The 18,963-nt window shown below is 30.1% G+C and carries 23 protein-coding genes; 13 read left to right on the forward strand and 10 right to left on the reverse strand.

Annotated features, from left to right (window positions below):
- Positions 1-8 precede the first annotated feature (8 nt).
- Positions 9-458: a sterol desaturase family protein gene (locus Q0772_RS11580; RefSeq protein WP_298344743.1), complete on the forward strand. Its 450-nt coding sequence runs from the start codon at positions 9-11 to the stop codon at positions 456-458.
- A complete protein-coding gene (locus Q0772_RS11585) occupies positions 413-1,621 on the forward strand; it encodes a lycopene cyclase family protein (RefSeq protein WP_366105646.1) in 1,209 nt (402 codons plus the stop codon). The genes Q0772_RS11580 and Q0772_RS11585 overlap by 46 nt, the downstream gene beginning before the upstream one ends.
- On the opposite strand, the gene Q0772_RS11590 is transcribed toward Q0772_RS11585, so the two are convergent.
- The 7 genes from Q0772_RS11590 to Q0772_RS11620 form a co-directional block, all read right to left on the reverse strand.
- A complete protein-coding gene (locus tag Q0772_RS11590; protein WP_366105648.1) occupies positions 1,616-2,170 on the reverse strand; it encodes a TlpA disulfide reductase family protein in 555 nt (184 codons plus the stop codon). The genes Q0772_RS11585 and Q0772_RS11590 overlap by 6 nt on opposite strands.
- Positions 2,171-2,244: 74 nt before the next feature.
- The gene (locus Q0772_RS11595) at positions 2,245-3,108 is read right to left on the reverse strand and encodes a hypothetical protein (protein ID WP_298344746.1); all 864 of its coding nucleotides are present in this window, start codon (positions 3,106-3,108) and stop codon (positions 2,245-2,247) included.
- 75 nt (positions 3,109-3,183) lie between these two features.
- Positions 3,184-3,855 carry a Crp/Fnr family transcriptional regulator gene (locus Q0772_RS11600; RefSeq protein WP_298344749.1) on the reverse strand — a complete coding sequence of 224 codons (672 nt, stop codon included), beginning with the start codon at positions 3,853-3,855 and terminating at the stop codon, positions 3,184-3,186.
- Positions 3,856-3,968: 113 nt separating this feature from the next.
- Positions 3,969-4,397 carry a DUF5606 domain-containing protein gene (locus Q0772_RS11605; RefSeq protein WP_298344753.1) on the reverse strand — a complete coding sequence of 143 codons (429 nt, stop codon included), beginning with the start codon at positions 4,395-4,397 and terminating at the stop codon, positions 3,969-3,971.
- A gap of 54 nt (positions 4,398-4,451) precedes the next feature.
- Entirely contained in the window at positions 4,452-5,042 is a 591-nt protein-coding gene (def, locus tag Q0772_RS11610; protein WP_298344756.1) for a peptide deformylase, read from the reverse strand.
- An 86-nt stretch (positions 5,043-5,128) separates the two neighbouring features.
- Complete coding sequence (gene ruvX / locus Q0772_RS11615) at positions 5,129-5,539, reverse strand: Holliday junction resolvase RuvX (protein WP_298344759.1); 411 nt, start codon at positions 5,537-5,539, stop codon at positions 5,129-5,131.
- A 105-nt stretch (positions 5,540-5,644) separates the two neighbouring features.
- Positions 5,645-5,956 (reverse strand): hypothetical protein, encoded by a 312-nt coding sequence (locus tag Q0772_RS11620; protein WP_298344762.1) that lies wholly within the window; start codon positions 5,954-5,956, stop codon positions 5,645-5,647.
- Positions 5,957-6,283: 327 nt separating this feature from the next.
- Between Q0772_RS11620 and Q0772_RS11625 the strand changes: the two genes are divergently transcribed.
- The 3 genes from Q0772_RS11625 (at position 6,284) to Q0772_RS11635 (ending at position 9,116) form a co-directional block, all read left to right on the forward strand.
- Positions 6,284-7,099 carry a 2,3,4,5-tetrahydropyridine-2,6-dicarboxylate N-succinyltransferase gene (locus Q0772_RS11625; protein ID WP_298344765.1) on the forward strand — a complete coding sequence of 272 codons (816 nt, stop codon included), beginning with the start codon at positions 6,284-6,286 and terminating at the stop codon, positions 7,097-7,099.
- 117 nt (positions 7,100-7,216) lie between these two features.
- Positions 7,217-8,131 carry an ATP-grasp fold amidoligase family protein gene (locus Q0772_RS11630; protein ID WP_298344768.1) on the forward strand — a complete coding sequence of 305 codons (915 nt, stop codon included), beginning with the start codon at positions 7,217-7,219 and terminating at the stop codon, positions 8,129-8,131.
- Between the two features lie 40 nt (positions 8,132-8,171).
- On the forward strand, positions 8,172-9,116 hold the full coding sequence (locus tag Q0772_RS11635; RefSeq protein WP_298344771.1) for a Stealth CR1 domain-containing protein: 945 nt from the start codon (positions 8,172-8,174) through the stop codon (positions 9,114-9,116).
- Positions 9,117-9,151: 35 nt separating this feature from the next.
- Here Q0772_RS11635 and Q0772_RS11640 read toward each other — a convergent pair whose 3' ends face one another.
- On the reverse strand, positions 9,152-9,772 hold the full coding sequence (locus Q0772_RS11640) for a YrbL family protein (RefSeq protein ID WP_298344775.1): 621 nt from the start codon (positions 9,770-9,772) through the stop codon (positions 9,152-9,154).
- 312 nt (positions 9,773-10,084) lie between these two features.
- Here Q0772_RS11640 and Q0772_RS11645 point away from each other — a divergent pair, with 312 nt between their 5' ends.
- Positions 10,085-11,155 carry a UDP-N-acetylglucosamine 2-epimerase gene (locus tag Q0772_RS11645; RefSeq protein WP_298344778.1) on the forward strand — a complete coding sequence of 357 codons (1,071 nt, stop codon included), beginning with the start codon at positions 10,085-10,087 and terminating at the stop codon, positions 11,153-11,155.
- 2 nt (positions 11,156-11,157) lie between these two features.
- Positions 11,158-11,913, forward strand: coding sequence for a glycosyltransferase family 2 protein (locus Q0772_RS11650; protein WP_298344781.1), 756 nt, complete (start codon positions 11,158-11,160; stop codon positions 11,911-11,913).
- Here the strand turns inward: Q0772_RS11650 and Q0772_RS11655 are convergent, their stop codons facing one another.
- Positions 11,914-12,669 carry a lipopolysaccharide kinase InaA family protein gene (locus tag Q0772_RS11655; protein ID WP_298344784.1) on the reverse strand — a complete coding sequence of 252 codons (756 nt, stop codon included), beginning with the start codon at positions 12,667-12,669 and terminating at the stop codon, positions 11,914-11,916.
- A 72-nt stretch (positions 12,670-12,741) separates the two neighbouring features.
- On the opposite strand from Q0772_RS11655, the gene Q0772_RS11660 reads away from it, so the two are divergent.
- The 5 genes from Q0772_RS11660 to Q0772_RS11680 are packed head-to-tail and all read left to right on the forward strand — an operon-like array spanning position 12,742 to position 16,873.
- Positions 12,742-13,311, forward strand: a complete 570-nt coding sequence (locus tag Q0772_RS11660; RefSeq protein ID WP_298344787.1) for an L-threonylcarbamoyladenylate synthase — start codon at positions 12,742-12,744, stop codon at positions 13,309-13,311.
- A 59-nt stretch (positions 13,312-13,370) separates the two neighbouring features.
- Entirely contained in the window at positions 13,371-14,795 is a 1,425-nt protein-coding gene (locus Q0772_RS11665; protein ID WP_298344790.1) for an HD domain-containing protein, read from the forward strand.
- A complete protein-coding gene (locus Q0772_RS11670) occupies positions 14,792-15,250 on the forward strand; it encodes a GNAT family N-acetyltransferase (protein ID WP_298344793.1) in 459 nt (152 codons plus the stop codon). The genes Q0772_RS11665 and Q0772_RS11670 overlap by 4 nt, the downstream gene beginning before the upstream one ends.
- A gap of 54 nt (positions 15,251-15,304) precedes the next feature.
- Positions 15,305-16,321, forward strand: coding sequence for a COX15/CtaA family protein (locus tag Q0772_RS11675; RefSeq protein WP_298344796.1), 1,017 nt, complete (start codon positions 15,305-15,307; stop codon positions 16,319-16,321).
- A gap of 39 nt (positions 16,322-16,360) precedes the next feature.
- Complete coding sequence (locus Q0772_RS11680; protein WP_298345473.1) at positions 16,361-16,873, forward strand: hypothetical protein; 513 nt, start codon at positions 16,361-16,363, stop codon at positions 16,871-16,873.
- On the opposite strand, the gene Q0772_RS11685 is transcribed toward Q0772_RS11680, so the two are convergent.
- Positions 16,870-17,931, reverse strand: a complete 1,062-nt coding sequence (locus tag Q0772_RS11685) for a hypothetical protein (RefSeq protein WP_298345476.1) — start codon at positions 17,929-17,931, stop codon at positions 16,870-16,872. The two genes, Q0772_RS11680 and Q0772_RS11685, sit on opposite strands and share 4 nt — an antisense overlap.
- A gap of 128 nt (positions 17,932-18,059) precedes the next feature.
- Here Q0772_RS11685 and Q0772_RS11690 point away from each other — a divergent pair, with 128 nt between their 5' ends.
- Positions 18,060-18,962, forward strand: a complete 903-nt coding sequence (locus Q0772_RS11690) for an ATP-binding cassette domain-containing protein (RefSeq protein WP_298344799.1) — start codon at positions 18,060-18,062, stop codon at positions 18,960-18,962.
- Position 18,963: the final 1 nt, after the last annotated feature.

Below are 18,963 nucleotides of genomic sequence, written 5' to 3' on the forward strand. Positions count from 1 at the left end.
TTTAAGAAATGCAAACCTTATATTGGATACTTATATTTGTAGGAACTTATTGTTTTATGGAATTCATGGCTTGGTTTACCCATAAATATATCATGCATGGTTTTCTGTGGAGTTTGCACAGAGACCATCATCATAAAGATCACGATAATTGGTTTGAGCGAAACGATGCCTTCTTTATTTTTTATGCCATTGTAAGTATTGGGTTCTTTTTACTTTGGAAGTACACGAGTTTTTGGGCAGGTTTACCAATTGGTTTGGGAATTTTCGCTTATGGTTTATCGTACTTTGTGGTTCATGACATTTTTATACACCAGCGCTTTAAACTTTTTAGGAATGCCAACAATTGGTATGCAAAAGGAGTTAGACGTGCGCACAAGATTCATCACAAGCACTTGGGAAAAAAGGATGGTGAATGTTTTGGAATGTTATTCGTTCCTTTCAAATATTTCAAAAAATAGATATTCATACATATCAGATGCCTATAAAATCCCATTTCGACTACGTTATTATTGGAAATGGATTAGCAGGACTGCAACTGGCTATAAATATGGCTTCAGATAGCTTTTTTGATGATAAACATATTGCTTTATTTGATACTTCTAAAAAAAACATTAACGATAAAACATGGAGTTTTTGGGAAACCGAACCATCTATATGGAATAATATTACGCATCAGTCTTGGAATAAAGCTTCTGTAATCACATCTCAAAAGCACATAGAATTAAAGCTCCATCCTTATTCATACAAAACAATACGATCTATTGACTTTTATGATTACGCTAAAAAAACGCTTTCAGATAAGAAAAATATAGAGTTTGTTTTAGAGCATGTTGAATTCGTGAATGAAGGTAAAATAGTAAATATCACTACAAAAAATAAAAATTACTCTGCTACACATGTGTTTGATAGTAGGTTACCTGAAGGCTTCACTATAGATTCGAAAAAATACATTTCAATTAATCAGCATTTTAAAGGATGGGTTATTAAAACTGAACATAATAGTTTTGATAAAGATGTTATTACTATGATGGATTATCGTCTTAAAGATAATAACCAAACCACATTTACTTATATCCTACCTTTTTCTGAAACTGAAGCATTAGTTGAATTCACCTATTTTACCTCAGAAGTTGTAGATGAAGACACTTATGATTCCTATATTAAAACTTATATTATAGAGTATTTAAAAATTAAGAATTACACCATTATAGAAACTGAAATGGGTCAAATTCCAATGACTAATTTCCCTTTTGAAGCCTATAGTACTAATAAAATAACCAAAATTGGTACTGGTGGTGGTTGGGTTAAAGGCTCTACTGGATATTCCTTTAAACATACCGAAAAAAAGGTAGCACAGATTATTAATAATATTAAAAATAATCAACCCATTTCGAAAAATTTATTTAAAAAGCGATTTAAATTTTATGATAAGGTTTTTTTAAAAGTATTGAACGATGAAAACGAAAAGGGTGAATGGGTTTTTCAACAGTTTTACGCTAAAAACTCTATCCAAAATATGTTTCGTTTTTTAGATGAAGAATCTTCTTTTCTTGAAGAAGTAAAAATCATGTGGTCTTTGTTTTCATGGAGTTTTATTAAAGCTTTTTTCAAAACTCTATAACAACAATGTGTCTATAGTTTCTCGTATTTTTTCACTATTCCAATTTGCTGCACCAGTTTTATCAATAACAATACTACCATCTTTATTTATCAAAAAAGTTCTTGGTATACTAGTAACATTAAAAAGCTCAGGATATCTAGTTATGGGATTATAAACTTCAAAATTGTATCCATTTTTATTGATGAATTCATTTATTACTAAAAACGTTTCATTTGAAACAAATACAAATTCAATTTTATCTTTATAATCATCATATAATAATTGCATACTAGGCATTTCTGCAATGCAAGGTGGACACCAAGTAGCCCAAAAATTTACTAAAACAACTTTTCCTCTGGTTTCTTCAAAATTAAGAGTAATACCATTCTTATTTTCTAAAACCCAATTATATTCCTCAATAACATTTTGTTTAGAATCATCAACTACAGATGGGCTAAATAATGCTAAACTCTTATGTAGTAATACTTGTATTGGTAATCGCGTTTGTGGTATAATTAACACCCCTATTAACACAAAAAAAATGATATTCTTTATTTTACTTTTATTCAATCCTATATAAAATTAATAAGGCGCAATTTCTATTACAAAACCGCGCCATAAATCTAAAAAAATAAACTTTAGTCTTATCTAGTAACCGTACCTGATGGCAAAGAACCTAAATTCTGACCAAAGTTATGTGTTGCTGGAGCAGTCTCTTGTCCTGCTGTTCCTACTAGTGGTTTAATTGCAAAAGGAGCTGGTGAATTATCTGGAACTGGCTCAACAGAGATAACTACTGTTCTGCCTCTTACATCTAAAGGAAAGGTTTCTCCTGTCGGTGCATTTATAAAGAAATCCTCACCTGGTACTGGTGGACCTGGTTGTGATGTTTCACTAAAATCATCAAAACTATCGCGTGCATCAAAAGCAGTAAAGGTTCCTGTTGTAATTGGCCCACTTTCTCCTATTACCCAACCTTCGTATGCCCAACCTGATGGCAATACCGGTAAGTTAAAATTAGGTACTGGTGGCATCCCTGGTGTACCAAACCAAACTCCGTAATGGTCATTACCATTATTTGTTCCAGTTTCATCCGTTGGAGATCTTAAAAAGAAAGCTCCTGAAGCATTACTAAAGTCTCCTACAATTTCAGAGTTTATACTTGCTGAATTTCCTGAAAAATCTCCGACCAAAAGTTTGGTGTCTGCTGGTGCTGGATCTGGATCATTTGCTGGCTCTATAGATAAAACAAATCGAGTTGCATTTTCTAATTGAGTTGCATTTACTGAAAACGTTTGTGGAAAAGTAACTGAAGAAAATGTTCCTGTGGTTACAGGGACTCCGTCTACTATTATCCATCCTTCATAAACAAAATCATCACCTAAAGCTTCCAAACCTTGCAAGTTTAAAGTTAGATTAGCATTTGTTGGTTCGTTATCATCGTCGTTACTACAAGAAGTTGCAAAAACTCCTAAGGCTATTATTGCCAAAAACATTCTTTTAATCATGGTATTTTTTTTAAGTTTTAAATTATACTTCAAAAGTATGCCACGAGATTATTATGAAATGTTAGCTACCTAACATTAGGCACTTTTAATATGCATTCTAATTTCTTTTCTTGTAAATTCGATAACATTTTCTTCCTTTAACTCATTCAATAAAATATTAAGTGTTGGTCTGGAAGTCCCAATTAAAGAAGCAATATCTTTTTGTGTATAAGGGTGTTGAATAACTTTATCCCCTGTTTTTTCGCAATCATATCCATAATCAGAACATAATTCATCTAAAAATTCAAGAAGTCTTGTTTTTGCATCTTTAAATAACAAAAGTTGTAAACGTCTTTCCAATTTTCTTAACCTAAAACCTATCACTTTATATATTTTTAAGCTAAACGTTTGGTTATTGCGCATTAAATCATGCATGGTGTTTACACCTACAGGACAAATGCTAGTAGTATTATCGATGGATTGTGCAAACTCTTCCCGTTTAGATTCACCTAAAATAGCAGTTTCACCAAAAATTTCTCCTCGTGTTAAAATAGCTTTTACAACCTCTTCTCCATCTTCGCTGTAATAACCAATTTTCACTTTTCCCTTTTCTATGAGGTAAACTTTATTTGCAGAGTCTTCTTCAAAATAAATGTAGTCTTTCTTTTTATAGGCGTCAAACTCATGATCTTTCTTGTAGGCTTTGAATTTGTGGGGACAGAGTACTCTGAAAAGATTGACATCGTCAAAAAACCAAAGTGATTTCATTTGTATTAAGATTTGTTAGACACTTAAAAGTCGAAAAAAACATCTAACACTTACAAAAAAAGCACAAAAAACCCCCAGAATAGGAGGTTTTACTTTATATTCTATCGAGAATTTTACTCTTCTTCGTCTGAAGATTTTTCATCTTCATCATCAGATAAAGCATCAAGCATTCCGTGTTGTTGCAGTAAATTGTACCATTGCACTACTTTTTTAATATCACTTGCGTATACTCTTTCCTCATCATAATCAGGTAATACATCAAAAAAGTACTCTTCTAACTTATCTTTACCATCTTTCGCCTTTACAGAGGTTTGAGCTCCGTTTTCTTTCTTTTTTATATTCTCAAAAACTTGACGCAAAGGAACTTCTTCTGTTAATGTATAAATAGCAATTTCGCTTAACACGCTTACATTGTTTTGTATACTTACCGAAATACGTTTTTTGTCAATTAATGATTCTGCAACAAAACCTCCTCGTGTTTGGGTTATTAATTTATATAACCCAGGTTTACCTGAAATTGAAATAACTTTTTCTAAACTCATAAATTAAAATTTGAAAAGCGCAAATATCAAATGTTTCTCAGTGTATTGCAAATATTATCGTTTCTTTTTTTGAGCAGGAAATCGCATTCTGTAGTCTACGTTTATTTTTCCTTTAGAAATGTTGTTTAGTTTTCCTTTTATTAAACGCTTTTTTAAACTTGATAGTTTATCGGTAAACAAAACACCTTCAATATGATCGTATTCATGTTGTATAACTCTAGCAATTAAACCATCAAAAGACTCCTTGTGTGGTTTAAAATGTTCATCTAAATATTCAATTGTAATATTAGGTTTTCTAAACACATCTTCCCTAACATCAGGAATACTCAAACAGCCTTCATTAAAAGCCCATTCATCACCTTCTTCATTAATAATTTTAGCATTAATAAAAGTCCGCTTGAAGCCTTTTAACTCTGCTTTCTCTTCTTCAGAAATACCTTCATCTTCAGAAAATGGTGTAGTATCTACCAAAAACATACGAATTGGTAGTCCTATTTGTGGAGCAGCGAGTCCAACACCATAAGCATTGTACATAGTCTCAAACATGTTTTCTAAAAGTGTATCAAAATTTGGGTAATCCTTGGTAATATCTTTGGCTGGCTTCTTTAAAACAGGATCTCCGTAAGCTACTATAGGTAAAATCATTCTAGTTTATTATTAATCTTTACAAAAATACAATACTTAAATGTGTTGCATTGTGTTTAACAAAAATTTATTCTTTAAGTCTATAATCATTTGGAATATAAATAACTTTGCAAAATAAGCGTAGCACTAATTTCGTCTATTAAACCTTTATTTTTTCGTTGATTCTTTTTTAAACCACTATCAATCATGGTTTGAAATGCCATTTTTGAAGTAAAACGTTCATCAATACGTTTTACGGGAATATTGGGAATGGTCTTTTCTAATTTAATTATAAAATTTGCAATGTGCACTTCACTTTCAGAAGCCGAATTATCCATCTGTTTTGGCTCCCCTACTAAAAACAACTCAACAGATTCTTTAGTTGTATAGTCTTTTAAAAACTGAAGCAATTGCTTTGTATCGACAGTAGTTAGTCCAGAGGCTATTATCTGTAACTCATCGGTTACTGCAATACCTGTTCTTTTTGTACCAAAATCAATTGCAAGAACTCTTGCCATATTATCTTTTTTTGCAAAAATACTATATAAAATAAGAAAGGCTGTCCTTTCGAACAGCCTTTCTCAATAGTTAACCTTAATTATTAATACTTGAACATTATCTTATTAAGCTCTTGTAGCTTTATTTATTCCTTGAAATACTAAATTGATGTTACTTACTTTTCTTTTACGATTTAAGTAAACTCTGATATCACTAGAACTACGTGCAATAGTTTCTTTTACTGTAACAGCATCAATTAATAATGAATCATTCTCTTTAATAGAATTAACTTCTGCAATTACAGTAGCCATTTCATCATCAATAGATGTAGAAATAGTTTTATTAATTTCTACCTCAACTACAGCTGGAGCACTTTGTGCATTACCGAAAGAGACAGTAAGTAATAAAATTAATAATATGTAAAAATTTGTTTTCATCTGTTTATCATTGTTTGACAGTTCAAATATATATCGAGATGATATGTTTGCTGCAAAAAATTAGTTGTAGAACTCAGTATTTTCGATTACTAGTGCAGTTACAAATTTTTATCGATGAATAGTTTAAAAGCTTATTTTTTAGTTGAAATACATATTTTTATGCATTTTACCCTATTCTGTATTAGTTAAAAAGATAAAATGCACATTTTAGTGCTTTAAAAACCCATCAGAAAATTGAATATTTCTTATTGAATCCTGTTTATTATTGTGGCTAATTCAATGCCTTTTTGGATGATAGCTATTATATTTGCCCAAAATTAAATATCGATGACTGAATTACAACAAATCATAGAAAAAGCGTGGGATAACAGAGACCTTTTAAAAGAAGAGGCTACAACTTCTGCTATAAGACATGTAGTAGATTTATTAGATAAAGGAGAATTAAGAGTAGCTGAACCTATTTCTGGTGGTTGGCAAGTTAACGAATGGGTAAAAAAAGCAGTTGTTTTATACTTCCCTATTCAAAAAATGGAAACCTTAGAAGCTGGTATTTTTGAATACCACGATAAAATCCCTTTAAAGAAAAACTTTGCTGAACGTGGTATTAGAGTAGTACCAAATGCTGTAGCGCGTCATGGTGCATACATTTCACCAGGCACTATATTAATGCCTAGTTACGTGAATATTGGTGCTTATGTAGATAAAGGCACAATGGTTGACACTTGGGCAACAGTGGGTAGTTGTGCACAAATTGGCAAAAACGTACACTTATCTGGTGGTGTTGGTATTGGAGGTGTTTTAGAGCCATTACAAGCTGCACCTGTTATTATTGAAGATAATGCCTTTATTGGAAGCCGTTGTATAGTGGTTGAAGGTGTTCGTGTTGAAACCGAAGCTGTTTTAGGAGCTGGTGTAGTTTTAACCATGAGCACAAAAATTATTGATGTAACGGGAGATGAACCTGTTGAGTATAAAGGTGTTGTTCCTGCCCGTTCTGTTGTGATACCAGGTAGCTATGCTAAAGAATTTCCTTCTGGAAGCTATAATGTGCCTTGTGCTTTAATTATAGGAAAACGTAAAGAAAGCACGAATAAGAAAACATCTTTAAACGATGCGCTTCGTGAGCATAGTGTGGCGGTTTAGATAAATTATTCTATTTCTAAAAAACCTCAATAGTTAAATTGAGGTTTTTTTATTAAATCTAGGTTTGTAAAATAGCAGATTAGTTTTATCTTATATTTGTTTAAATTATTTTAATTAATGCTAAAGAAATTACGTAGGTTTTATGTTAGAACGTTAAGAAAGTGGCGTTTTCTTCCCTCTAAACAATACGTTAAATACCACTACGAATATTTTTCTGGAAAAAAGTTAAATTTAAATAACCCAAAGGACTTTAATGCAAAAATAGAATGGTATAAGGTTTTTTTCAGACCAAAACTTTTAACACAATTAGCCGATAAATATGAAGTAAGGTCTTACGTTAAAGCTAAAATTGGGACTCAATACCTTAATGAACTCTATGCTGTATACGATAATCCAAAAGATATTGATTTTGAAAGTTTACCAAATAAATTTGTTATAAAAGCTAACCACACCAATGGTCATAATCTTATTGTAAAAAATAAAGAGCTACTTGATAAGAAAAAAGTTATTAAGTTATTTGAAAAATGGCTAACTAAAAATCAATACTATCGAAGAGGACAAGAATGGGCCTACAAAGATATAAAGCCAAAAATAATTATTGAAAAATTCTTAAAAGAAGACAATAAAAATACTCTAGTTGATTATAAGTTTTATTGCTTTAATGGAAAACCCAAATTTATTGATGTTCATATAGACAGAGATGAAGACCATAAACAAGGTTGTTTTGATTTGGATTTTAATCTATTACCCTTTGGGAAAAGTAAAAACTATAAAAGTATTTCTACTGATATTGACAAACCAAGTAACCTTTCTGAAATGGTTAATCTTGCTAAAAAATTAGCTATTAACTTACCTTTTGTTAGGGTAGACTTTTATTCTGTAAACGGAAAATCTATCTTTGGAGAAATGACATTTTATCCATCTGATGCTAGAAATAATTTTTATCCTGAGAAGTATAATTTAATTATTGGAAACTATTTTAAGCTCCCTAAACTAGATAAAAAAAACAAAGCTATTACTGAAATATTTTAGTTAATGTAAATTAGTACAATTTGTTTTATCAATTGCAAGCATGACAAAAAAAAAATTAGATGATATAATAATAGACGCAGTTATTCTATGGGTTGATGGAAATGATGAAAAACATAAAGCCAAAATGCTTCCGTATATTAAAATTAATAAATTAACACAATCTAAAAAGTTTAGATCAAGGTATGAACAAGTTGACGAGATTCAATTTACTGTTGATTCAATTTTAAAGTTTGCTTCATACGTTAGGAATATCTACATCATTACAGATGAGCAAACTCCAAGTTTTTTAAAGAAAAATGTCAATCAAAAATTGTACAAAAACGTTTCAATAATTGATCATAAAAAAATTTTTAATGGTTTTGAAGAGTATCTACCAACATTCAGTAGTAGAACTATTGAGACCTTTATGTTTAGAATTCCCAATTTAGCAGAACATTTTATATATTTAAATGATGATTTTTTTCTTATCAATGAAACAAAACCATCCGATTTTTTCAAAAATGGTTTTCCTGTTTTAAGAGGCAAATGGGTAAATTTTGATAAAGATATATTTTACAAAAAATTCAAAAAAATTAAATTAGGACACAAAACTGCCCAACAAAAAGCTGCAAAATTAGCTGGCTTTAATAGATACTATAATTTTAAGCATACGCCGCATCCATTTAGAAAATCAACTTTCGTCAATCATTTCAAGACAAATGAAAAAATTTTTGTTGAAAATATAAATTATAAATTTCGAAGTAACAATCAATTATTATTTCAAGGTCTCATAAATCATCTAGAAATTAAAAATAAAACTTGTGTTCTTCAAAATGATTTACAACTATTGTATTTCAGATCTTATAAAAAACCTTTGATTTGGTACAAAATGAAATTAAACATAAATAGTAATAAAAAACTATTTTTGGCAATGCAAAGTTTAGATTTATGTCCTCCAAAAATTTTAAATTACATATTACAATGGTTACAGAAACGAATGAATTGAGGTATATTAGAAATAAATCTTCATAAATTTTAAAATTAAACTATAGTAGCACCATTTTCTCTCATTCGTTTTATTAAATCCCTTTGTGCAGACAACGAATACATTTTTGATCTTAAAAACCTTCGTTCAACTTTCTTTTTTGCAAAAAACCCAAACCAATCTGCAAAAGGCAAAAAATCTCTATGTCCTAATCCATCCACAACAACTAATTCTATACTATTATCTAACAAAATTTTACAACATATATTTCGGGCTCTTAAATCCCCAACAAAAACTTTATGTGTAATCATTTGCTGTTTCAATCTATCTAATGCTTCAACAAACACATCGTCCTTAAATGGTGCATTTTTCATTTCTAGATAATGACGTAAGGTTAAAGATATATTTTGAGATGTTTCGTCTTTTACCAAACTGTAAACGAAACCAACTCCTCTATTGGTTTCTACCTCGCCATGATATTCAGCATAAAATTGGTAGTGAAATTTTGAAGTCTTTTTCTTTTCTATTTTTTTAAAATAATTAATTTCTTTGTAAAGATGTTCAACTTCTACTTCTGGCTTACCTATCTTAATACATAAGTTATTATCATTAGGATGGAAATAACACTTTCTAGCCAATCCTTCTGAAATATAATGCTCATCTTTAATTTTTATCATTAAATTCTTTTTAATTCTGAAGAGTATTTAGGTGAATTATTTTTTTTGACAAAATGAATGATTGTGAGAAACTATTTTTAAATTTCATTTATCAAAAATAATTAAAAAAGTTTATACCTTGATTTTACAAATTGAAGAGTCTTTTATTCAAAAAAACATCCATATTTCTAATATCTAAATTTATATTTGTGAAAAGTTTATTTGAACAATAAATTTAATACTTTGCTTAAGAAGTTATAATACATATTATCAATAGATTATTTTAATTTATGAAAAACATACAGTTAACTTTTAAGTTTAAATAAATTTTTAATGAAACTTAAATTTTTAATATACATATCATACAGTTATGCCCTACCAATTGGCAATCCGTTAGAGACGGAAATTTTGAAACGTGGGTATAAAATAAATTGGTTTTCTGATTTAAATGAAGGAAGCAATTCTATTATCAACAAAAAGAATGTCTTACAAAATATACGTGAGGTAGTAAATTACAATCCAGATATAATTCTTACTATAACAGACAGTGTTCCTGATTTTATTAATGCTTTAAAAGTACAGGTATTTCATGGATTTCCTGCTAATAAAAGAAAAGGAACAGATCAGTTTAAAATACGAGGTTTCTTTGATTTATATTGTACTCAGGGGAGTTCTTCTACTAACGTTTTTAAAGAAATCAGTAAAAAAAATAAAACATTTGATGTCATAGAAACTGGGTGGTCAAAAGTAGATCCATTATTTCCCTTAACTGATACTGATAAATCAAACATACCTCACATTTTAGTTGCTTCTACTTTTACAAAACAATATAGTTTAGCTCTAAATGATAATATAATAAAAGAGATTGAGCGTATTTCAAAACTCAAGAAATGGCAATTCATGATTGTTTTACACCCAAAATTGCCTACTAATGTAAAAGAAAAAATTAAAAATATTCAAAATGAATTTTTGACATATTATGACACAACAGATTTAATTCCTTTATTTAAAAAAGCAGATATAATGTTTTCTGATACAACTTCTGCAATTATAGAGTTTCTATTACAAAAAAAACCTGTAGTAACTTTTAATAATAATATGCCTGGACCATATTTAATTGATATTTCTGAAATAAAAGAAATTGAAAATTCCATCAAGAAAGCTCTAAAAAAGCCCAAGGAACTTATCGAAGAAATAGATAAATTTGCTAAATTTTCTCACGCTTTCGACGATGGTAAATCAAGCGAACGGGTAATTGATGCTACGATTTCATTTCTTTATAAAGATAAAAGCTATTTAAAATCTAAGCCATTAAATTTAATTCGGAAATATAAAATTCGGAAAAAGCTAAACTATTATACACTTAAAAGCTATAATAAACCTTTTACCATTACAAAAAATTAAGCATGCAGAAGCTAACAGCAATAATCCCTACAGGAAACGAAATTCATAATATTGAAAAAGTAATAGCTTCAGTAGATTTTGCGGATGAAATTATTGTTGTAGATAGTTTAAGCACAGATGGAACCTACGAAAAGGCCAAAGCTACTGGGGTTAAAGTTATAAGACGTGAATATCAATATTCCGCTTCTCAAAAAAACTGGGCAATACCACAAGCCAAACACGAATGGGTTTTACTAGTTGATGCAGATGAACGCGTTACTGAAGCATTAAAAAATGAAATCTTACAAACACTAAAAAAACCCAAGGAGGGTGTTGTAGCCTACTGGATTGGTAGAAACAATCATTTTATGGGTGAACGTGTGAATTTTAGTGGTTGGAGAAACGATTCTGTAATACGATTATTCAAAAGAGATTATTGTAAATACCAAGACAAACATGTGCATGCTGAAATAATTGCTGATGGGGAAATTGGTAATTTAAAAAGTAAACTCTACCATAATACTTATACTACTTTTGATAAATATATTGAAAAAATGAATCGATATGCTTGGTGGCAAGCTAAAGATTATGATAAAAAAACAGGAAAACTAACACCCTATCATTTTGTGTTAAAACCATTTTGGGGCTTTTTTAAACATTATGTTTTACAAAGTGGATTTAGAGATGGTGTAGTTGGCTTAACCATTGGCTATATTCAAGGATATGTGGTGTTTATGAGGTATGTAAAGTTATGGCTATTACGTAAAAACAGACAGTAATTACTTTTTCCAGAATTTTAATTTCTTTTTCAATGCTTTCTTTCGATTAAACTTGTATTGAAATGCTTCAGTAAGGTTCCACATTTTAGCAAAAACCACTTCAAAAGGTCTTCCAGAAATTTTCGCGTACTCATCACTCATAATTTCCACAATATGTTTATGTGGTGTTAAGCGTTCAAAGTTTTTAATTCTTTCTTCAAAAGACAATGGTTTAAAAACCATTCTATTTAAATCTACCAATTTAAATTCTAACTCATTCTCGTTAATAGATATTAAGGTATTTCCTGGAGAATGATCTAAAAATAAAATGCCTTTCTCATGAAGTTGATGTGTGAATCTCGTAAATGCTCTTAAAATATTTTCATGATTAGGATAATCTGTATTATGTGATAATTCTCTAAAGGTTAAATCATAATTATCATGCTCACTAACATAATAACTTCTTTTAAAAAATAAAGTCGCTGGAAATTCATAATAAGCAATAGGTTGAGGCGATCCAATACCTAATTCCAACAATTTATTAGCATACTCAAAAGAACGTTGTGCTTTTCCTTTTCTAAAAAACTTATACACAACTTGATTTAGTAAACCAGGAACTTTAAAAGATTTTATATTAACTGTTTTTCCGTTTAATTCAAACAGTTTCAGCTTGTTTCTTTTATCCTTTATAGATTTACCTGAAGTCTCAAAAGATTCAATAAAACCATCTATCTCCCTTTGAAAATCTTTGTAGGTCGTATGAAATACTTTTTTCATATGGCAATATTACAAAGTTTTGAGTCATTCTTATAAACTAATATTAAATTTGTAAATAAAGTTGCAAAGTTTATGAGCACAATAGATTCTGAAATAAAAAAATCATTGCAAATTTTAAAACAAGGAGGCTTAATCCTTTATCCTACTGATACAGTTTGGGCAATTGGTTGTGATGCTTCAAATTTAGAAGCTGTAAAAAGAGTATATGCTCTAAAAAGGCGTAATCCAAATAAAGCATTAAGTTGTTTAGTGGCAGATGAGCGTATGCTAAAACGCTATGTAAAAAAAATTCCTCCTACCGCTTTAAATATTATTGATGTTACTGACAAACCAACTACAATTATATATGATAATGCTCAAAATTTAGCATCTAATTTAATTGCTAAAGATGGCTCTGTAGGGATAAGAATTCCAGATGATGATTTTTGTTATTGGTTAACTAGAAGGTTTAATGGTGCTATAACATGTACTTCAGCCAATGTAACTGGCCAACCTATTCCAAAATCATTCAAAGAAATCGCACCTTCCGTTTTAAAAGGTGTAGACTATGTCGTAAATTTGCAAAACGAAAAAGCATACTCAAATCCACCATCAATTATTAAATTAAGTATTAGTGGAATTGTTGAAATAATTCGCAAATAAACTACCAAAATTCAAGTTAAAGCAACTCGGTTTTGAAGTTTGATTATGGAACTAATTAAATGAACTACAAAGAAGCCTTAAAACATCCTATTTTTAAAATCATATCGCAATCTGCCAAGGAATTGCAACTTGAAAGTTATGTTATTGGTGGTTTTGTTCGTGATTTTCTATTAAATCGTGGTGATGCAAAAGATATTGATGTTGTTGCTATTGGAGATGGTATTAAATTAGCTCTTCAGGTTGCCAAAAATCTACCTAGTAAACCTAAAGTACAAGTTTTCAAAACTTATGGTACAGCTATGTTAAGGCATGATGATGTTGAAATTGAATTTGTTGGAGCAAGAAAAGAATCCTACACTGAAGATAGCAGAAACCCTGCAGTTGAAAATGGTTCTTTAGAAGATGATCAAAATCGAAGAGATTTCACCATAAACGCACTAGCTTTAAACTTAAATGAGTCTCATTTTGGGGAATTATTAGATTCTTTTAATGGTATTCATGATTTGGGCAATAAAATAATAAAAACACCTTTAAATCCTGATATAACCTATAGTGATGATCCGCTGCGTATGCTACGCGCTATTAGGTTTGCAACGCAGCTCAGTTTTAATATTGAAAAGAAATCTTTAGAAGCGATAACCCAAAATAGTAATAGGATTAAAATTATTACCAATGAGCGTATCGTTACCGAACTAAATAAAATATTAGAAAGTAAAAAGCCTTCTATTGGCTTTCTACACTTGGAAAAAACTGGACTATTAAAGCATATTTTACCCGAGTTAACGGCGTTAAAAGGTATTGATGAAATTGAAGGTCAACGTCACAAAGATAACTTCTATCACACACTAGAAGTTGTAGATAATATTACCGCTAGTACAAATAATCTCTGGTTACGTTGGGCGGCACTATTACATGATATTGGAAAGGCACCAACTAAAAAATTTAATAAAAAAGTTGGTTGGACTTTCCACGGACATGAATTTGAAGGTTCGAAAATGGTTTACAGACTTTTCAAAAGATTAAAAATGCCTTTGAATGATAAAATGAAATTTGTTCAGAAAATGGTTTTAATGAGCTCCAGACCCATTGTTCTTGCTCAAGATTTAGTGACAGATTCCGCAGTGCGTCGATTGATTTTTGATGCTGGTGATTATGTTGATAATTTAATGACATTGTGTGAAGCAGACATAACCACTAAAAACCCAAAAAAGTTTAAAAAATATCATAATAATTTCAAGATAGTTAGAGATAAAATTGTTGAAGTTGAAGCACGAGACCAAGTCAGAAATTTTCAACCACCTGTTTCTGGTGAAGAGATCATGAAGGCATTTAACCTGAAACCATCACGAGAAATTGGAATTATAAAAGAAACTATTAAAGAAGCCATTTTAGAAGGAGACATTCCTAATGATTTTGATGCTGCTTATAAATTAATGCTAAAAAAAGGCAAAGCACTAGGACTAAAAATAGAGATAGAATTATGATTAAACTTGTACGAACAGATTCAAATCATAAAGACTTTATCAAACTTGTAGATGCTCTAAATTCTTATTTAAAAATTATAGATGGAGATGAACATGATTTCTATAGCCAGTACAATAATATTGATGTTTTAAAGCATGTTGTAATTGCTTATAAAAATAATACTCCTGTAGGTTGTGGAGCATTTAAAAGCTACGATATTAAAGCTGTTGAAATAAAACGCATGTTCACAAAAACAGAAGAGCGAGGAATTGGTATTGCATCAAAAATTTTACTTGAATTAGAAAAATGGGCACACGAGCTATCTTATAAAACATGTGTTTTAGAAACAGGTAAAAGACAAGTTGAGGCAGTTTCTTTTTATAAAAAAATGGGATATTCTATAATTCCAAATTATGGTCAATACAAAAATATAGATAATAGTCTTTGCTTCAAAAAGGCATTATTGTTCCCTTGAGCGCAGTCAAGAGGTTAATAAAATTATAAAGTCGACTGCGCTCGACCTACAACTATGAAAAAGGATAATAAGAAAGTAGTTTATTGGCTTTTAACTGGATGTACTTTAATCTTTATTATGGTTATTGTTGGTGGTATAACCAGACTAACACATTCAGGTTTATCAATTTCCAACTACAAGTTAATTTCTGGAACCATTCCTCCTATGAACAATGTTGAGTGGGAAGCGGCTTTCGATTTATACAAACAATATCCTGAATACCAAAAACTCAATAATCAATTTACCCTTCAAGACTTTAAAGATATTTATTTCTGGGAATGGTTTCATCGTGTAATTGGTAGATTTATTGGCCTTGTATTTCTTATCCCATTCTTATATTTTTTAATTACCAAACAACTTTCCAAACCCACTATAAAAAAAGCTATGATTCTTTTATGTTTGGGAGCATTTCAAGGTTTTTTGGGCTGGTATATGGTTAAAAGTGGTTTGGTAGATAATCCAGATGTAAGCCATTACAGGTTAGCTGCTCATTTAACCACTGCATTTATAACCTTTGCATATACGTTCTGGGTAGCTTTAGATTTAATATTCTTAAATAAAAAACAAATAAACAAATCGTTTAGAAACCTAATAAGGTGGGGGCTTGCAGTGTTATTACTTCAAATAATATATGGGGCATTTGTTGCTGGTTTAGATGCTGGATGGATTCATAATCATTGGCCAATGATGAGTGAAGGTAAATTTATTCATGAAACTGTTTACACTGAACAAACACCTCTTTTCAAAAACTTTATAGAAGGTAAAAGTGGTGTACAATTTATTCATAGAATTCTAGCTTTTATAGTTGTTGGTTTTATCATTTCAATTTACTTAAAATCAAGAAAATTAAAACTTTCTAATAACCAATCTAAAGGTATAAATTACTTGTTAATTATGGTTGGAATTCAGTTTTCACTTGGTGTTTTAACGATTCTTTTGCAAGTGCCTGTTTGGTTAGGAGTAGCACATCAAGTAGGTGCTTTTTTATTATTAAGCATCATGACATTTACACTGCACAGATTTTCAAAATAAATTAAAAAAAAGCTACCTTTGTATCCTAATTATTCATTGATGGTTTACAGGTTTAGAGTTATTTTAGACAATGATACAGAAGAGGATATCTTTCGCGATTTAGAAATTCGTGAAACCGATACGCTTGAAGATTTGCACAATATTATCACACAATCTTTTGGGTTTGATGGTACCGAAATGGCATCGTTTTATGTAAGTAATGATATGTGGGAACAAGGTGAAGAAATCTCTCTTTTTGATCTAAGTGATGATGGCTCTGCACGCTTAATGAATGAAACTGCTCTAGATGACGTTGTTCATGAAGCTCAAACTAAACTTATTTATGTTTATGATTTTATGAGCATGTGGACCTTTTTTGTTGAACTAGCTGAAATTGTTGATGAGACTGAAGGGCACGATTACCCTAACCTTATGTTTGTAAAAGGACAAGTACCTGAAAATGCTCCAGAAAAATCATTCGAAGCTGATGAACTCAATGACTTTGATGAGTATGAAGATGGCATTGATGTTGATGACTATGATAATTTAGACTTTAACGAAAACTGGAATTAATCTAATTCTAGAGGGTTTACGTTTTCGTAATTTCTGGTTAAAAACTCTAAAGAATTTTTTAAAATCTCCCCCATATTCTTGCTTTTTTTAAAGTTTACATCGTGCGTGTAGTCAAAAATGGTCATTTTTAGTAAGTCTACATGATCTTTTTTCGAAATATCATCTGCTTCCATGCAAGCAATTAGTTTTTTAAATCTGTTTTGAAAACTTTTCAAGCGCTTAACCAAAATGGAACGTTCTTCAGTTTTATATTGATTTATAGATAGTTTTTGAATATTTTCAGAAACCAACTCTACCATTTTAAAATTCTCTTTAAAAAATTGAGGTCTATAAATATTAAATTTCCCCTCGTAAGACTGTTGATCAAAATCAATTGCCCTTATTTTGTAAACTACTTTATCAAAATCATGAGTTGGTACAATCACATAGTTGTAAGAACGCATATCACCAAGTAAACGAATCATACAACGCTCGTTAAACTTTACAAACTCTTTGGCTATTTGAGATTTTTCAGACTTTGTACAGTTTAAAAGCATTCCCTTGATAAATTCATCTCCAGGAATTCCAACAATATGCTCTTCAATCAAAGTGTTCTTATGAACCAAAAAGTTTAAATTATAAGGTGATAGCATATGCTCTAACTCTAAACCATAAATTCTTGAAGCATCGGCGACTTTCACATAAAAATAAGTTGAATTATCATTTAAAATATTCCTGATTTTTATTCTGAAAGGTTTAGAATTACCAAATGTACAGTAGTCTATCGCATCAACACTTAAAAATGGTAGAATGTTCTCATTCCCATCAGAATGGAAAATAGTATATACTTTTTTTAATGCAGACTCAATCTCTTCTCTTTCAAATTCGTTATAATAAACACGTATCCATAACGTATCTTTTTCATCCTTGTCATAAACAATAATTGAACCTTGAAACCTCAATAAATCTTCATAAAAAATAGGAATTTTTACATTTCTATTATAATGAGAAAGATATTGATGAAGACTTTCTGTTACAGGATATGATGGTTTTCTTTTAGATATCTTTAAATCTTCCATAGAATAATTAAACTTATTCAAATTTAGCATTTTTATTACAACACATGTAACAAAAATTAAGGATGCTCGTCATACTAAAATAACTAACCATTGTCATCATACTAAGTTGACATGAAAAACCAGATAGCTTGGAATCTATACTCACAATTAACAACCTTACAAAAAAATTCGGGTATTTAACTGCTGTAAAAGACCTATCATTTACTATAAACAAAGGAAATGTTTATGGTATTTTGGGGCCTAACGGAAGTGGAAAATCTACCACATTGGGTATTGTACTTAATGTAGTTAATAAAACAGAAGGTAATTTTCATTGGTTTGATGGAAAAACCTCAACACATGAAGCACTAAAAAAAGTTGGAGCTATTATTGAGCGACCAAATTTTTACCCTTATATGACAGCAACTCAAAACTTAAAATTAGTTTGTAAGATTAAAGATGTTGATGTTAGTAAAATTGATGAAAAACTAGAAATTGTTGGCCTTTTAGAGCGCAAGGATAGTAAATTTAAAACCTATTCTTTAGGTATGAAGCAACGCTTAGCCATTGCTTCTGCTCTTTTAAATGACCCTGAAATTTTAATTTTAGATGAACCCACAAATGGACTAGACCCACAAGGTATTCATCAAATTAGAGAAATTATAAAAGAAATTGCAGCTCAAGGGACTACAATTCTATTAGCATCACATTTACTTGATGAAGTTGAAAAAGTATGTTCTCACGTAGTTGTATTACGAAAAGGTGTAAAATTATATTCTGGACGCGTTGATGAGATGATTTCTAGTCATGGCTTTTTCGAATTGAAATCGAATAAAAAAAGTGACTTAGTAAAACTTCTTGAAAACCATAAAGCATTTAATAAAATAAAAGTCCAAGACGATTTAATTACAGCCTTTTTAAATGAACCTATGAAATCTGAAGATTTTAATAAATATCTTTTTGAAGAAGGCATCATACTAACCCACCTAGTACAACGTAAAGAAAGTTTAGAAGAGCAATTTTTACAATTAACTGACAACAACCAAAACTAAC

Origin of the sequence: uncultured Algibacter sp., assembly GCF_947490405.1 — a bacterium.
Taxonomy (GTDB): domain Bacteria; phylum Bacteroidota; class Bacteroidia; order Flavobacteriales; family Flavobacteriaceae; genus Algibacter_B.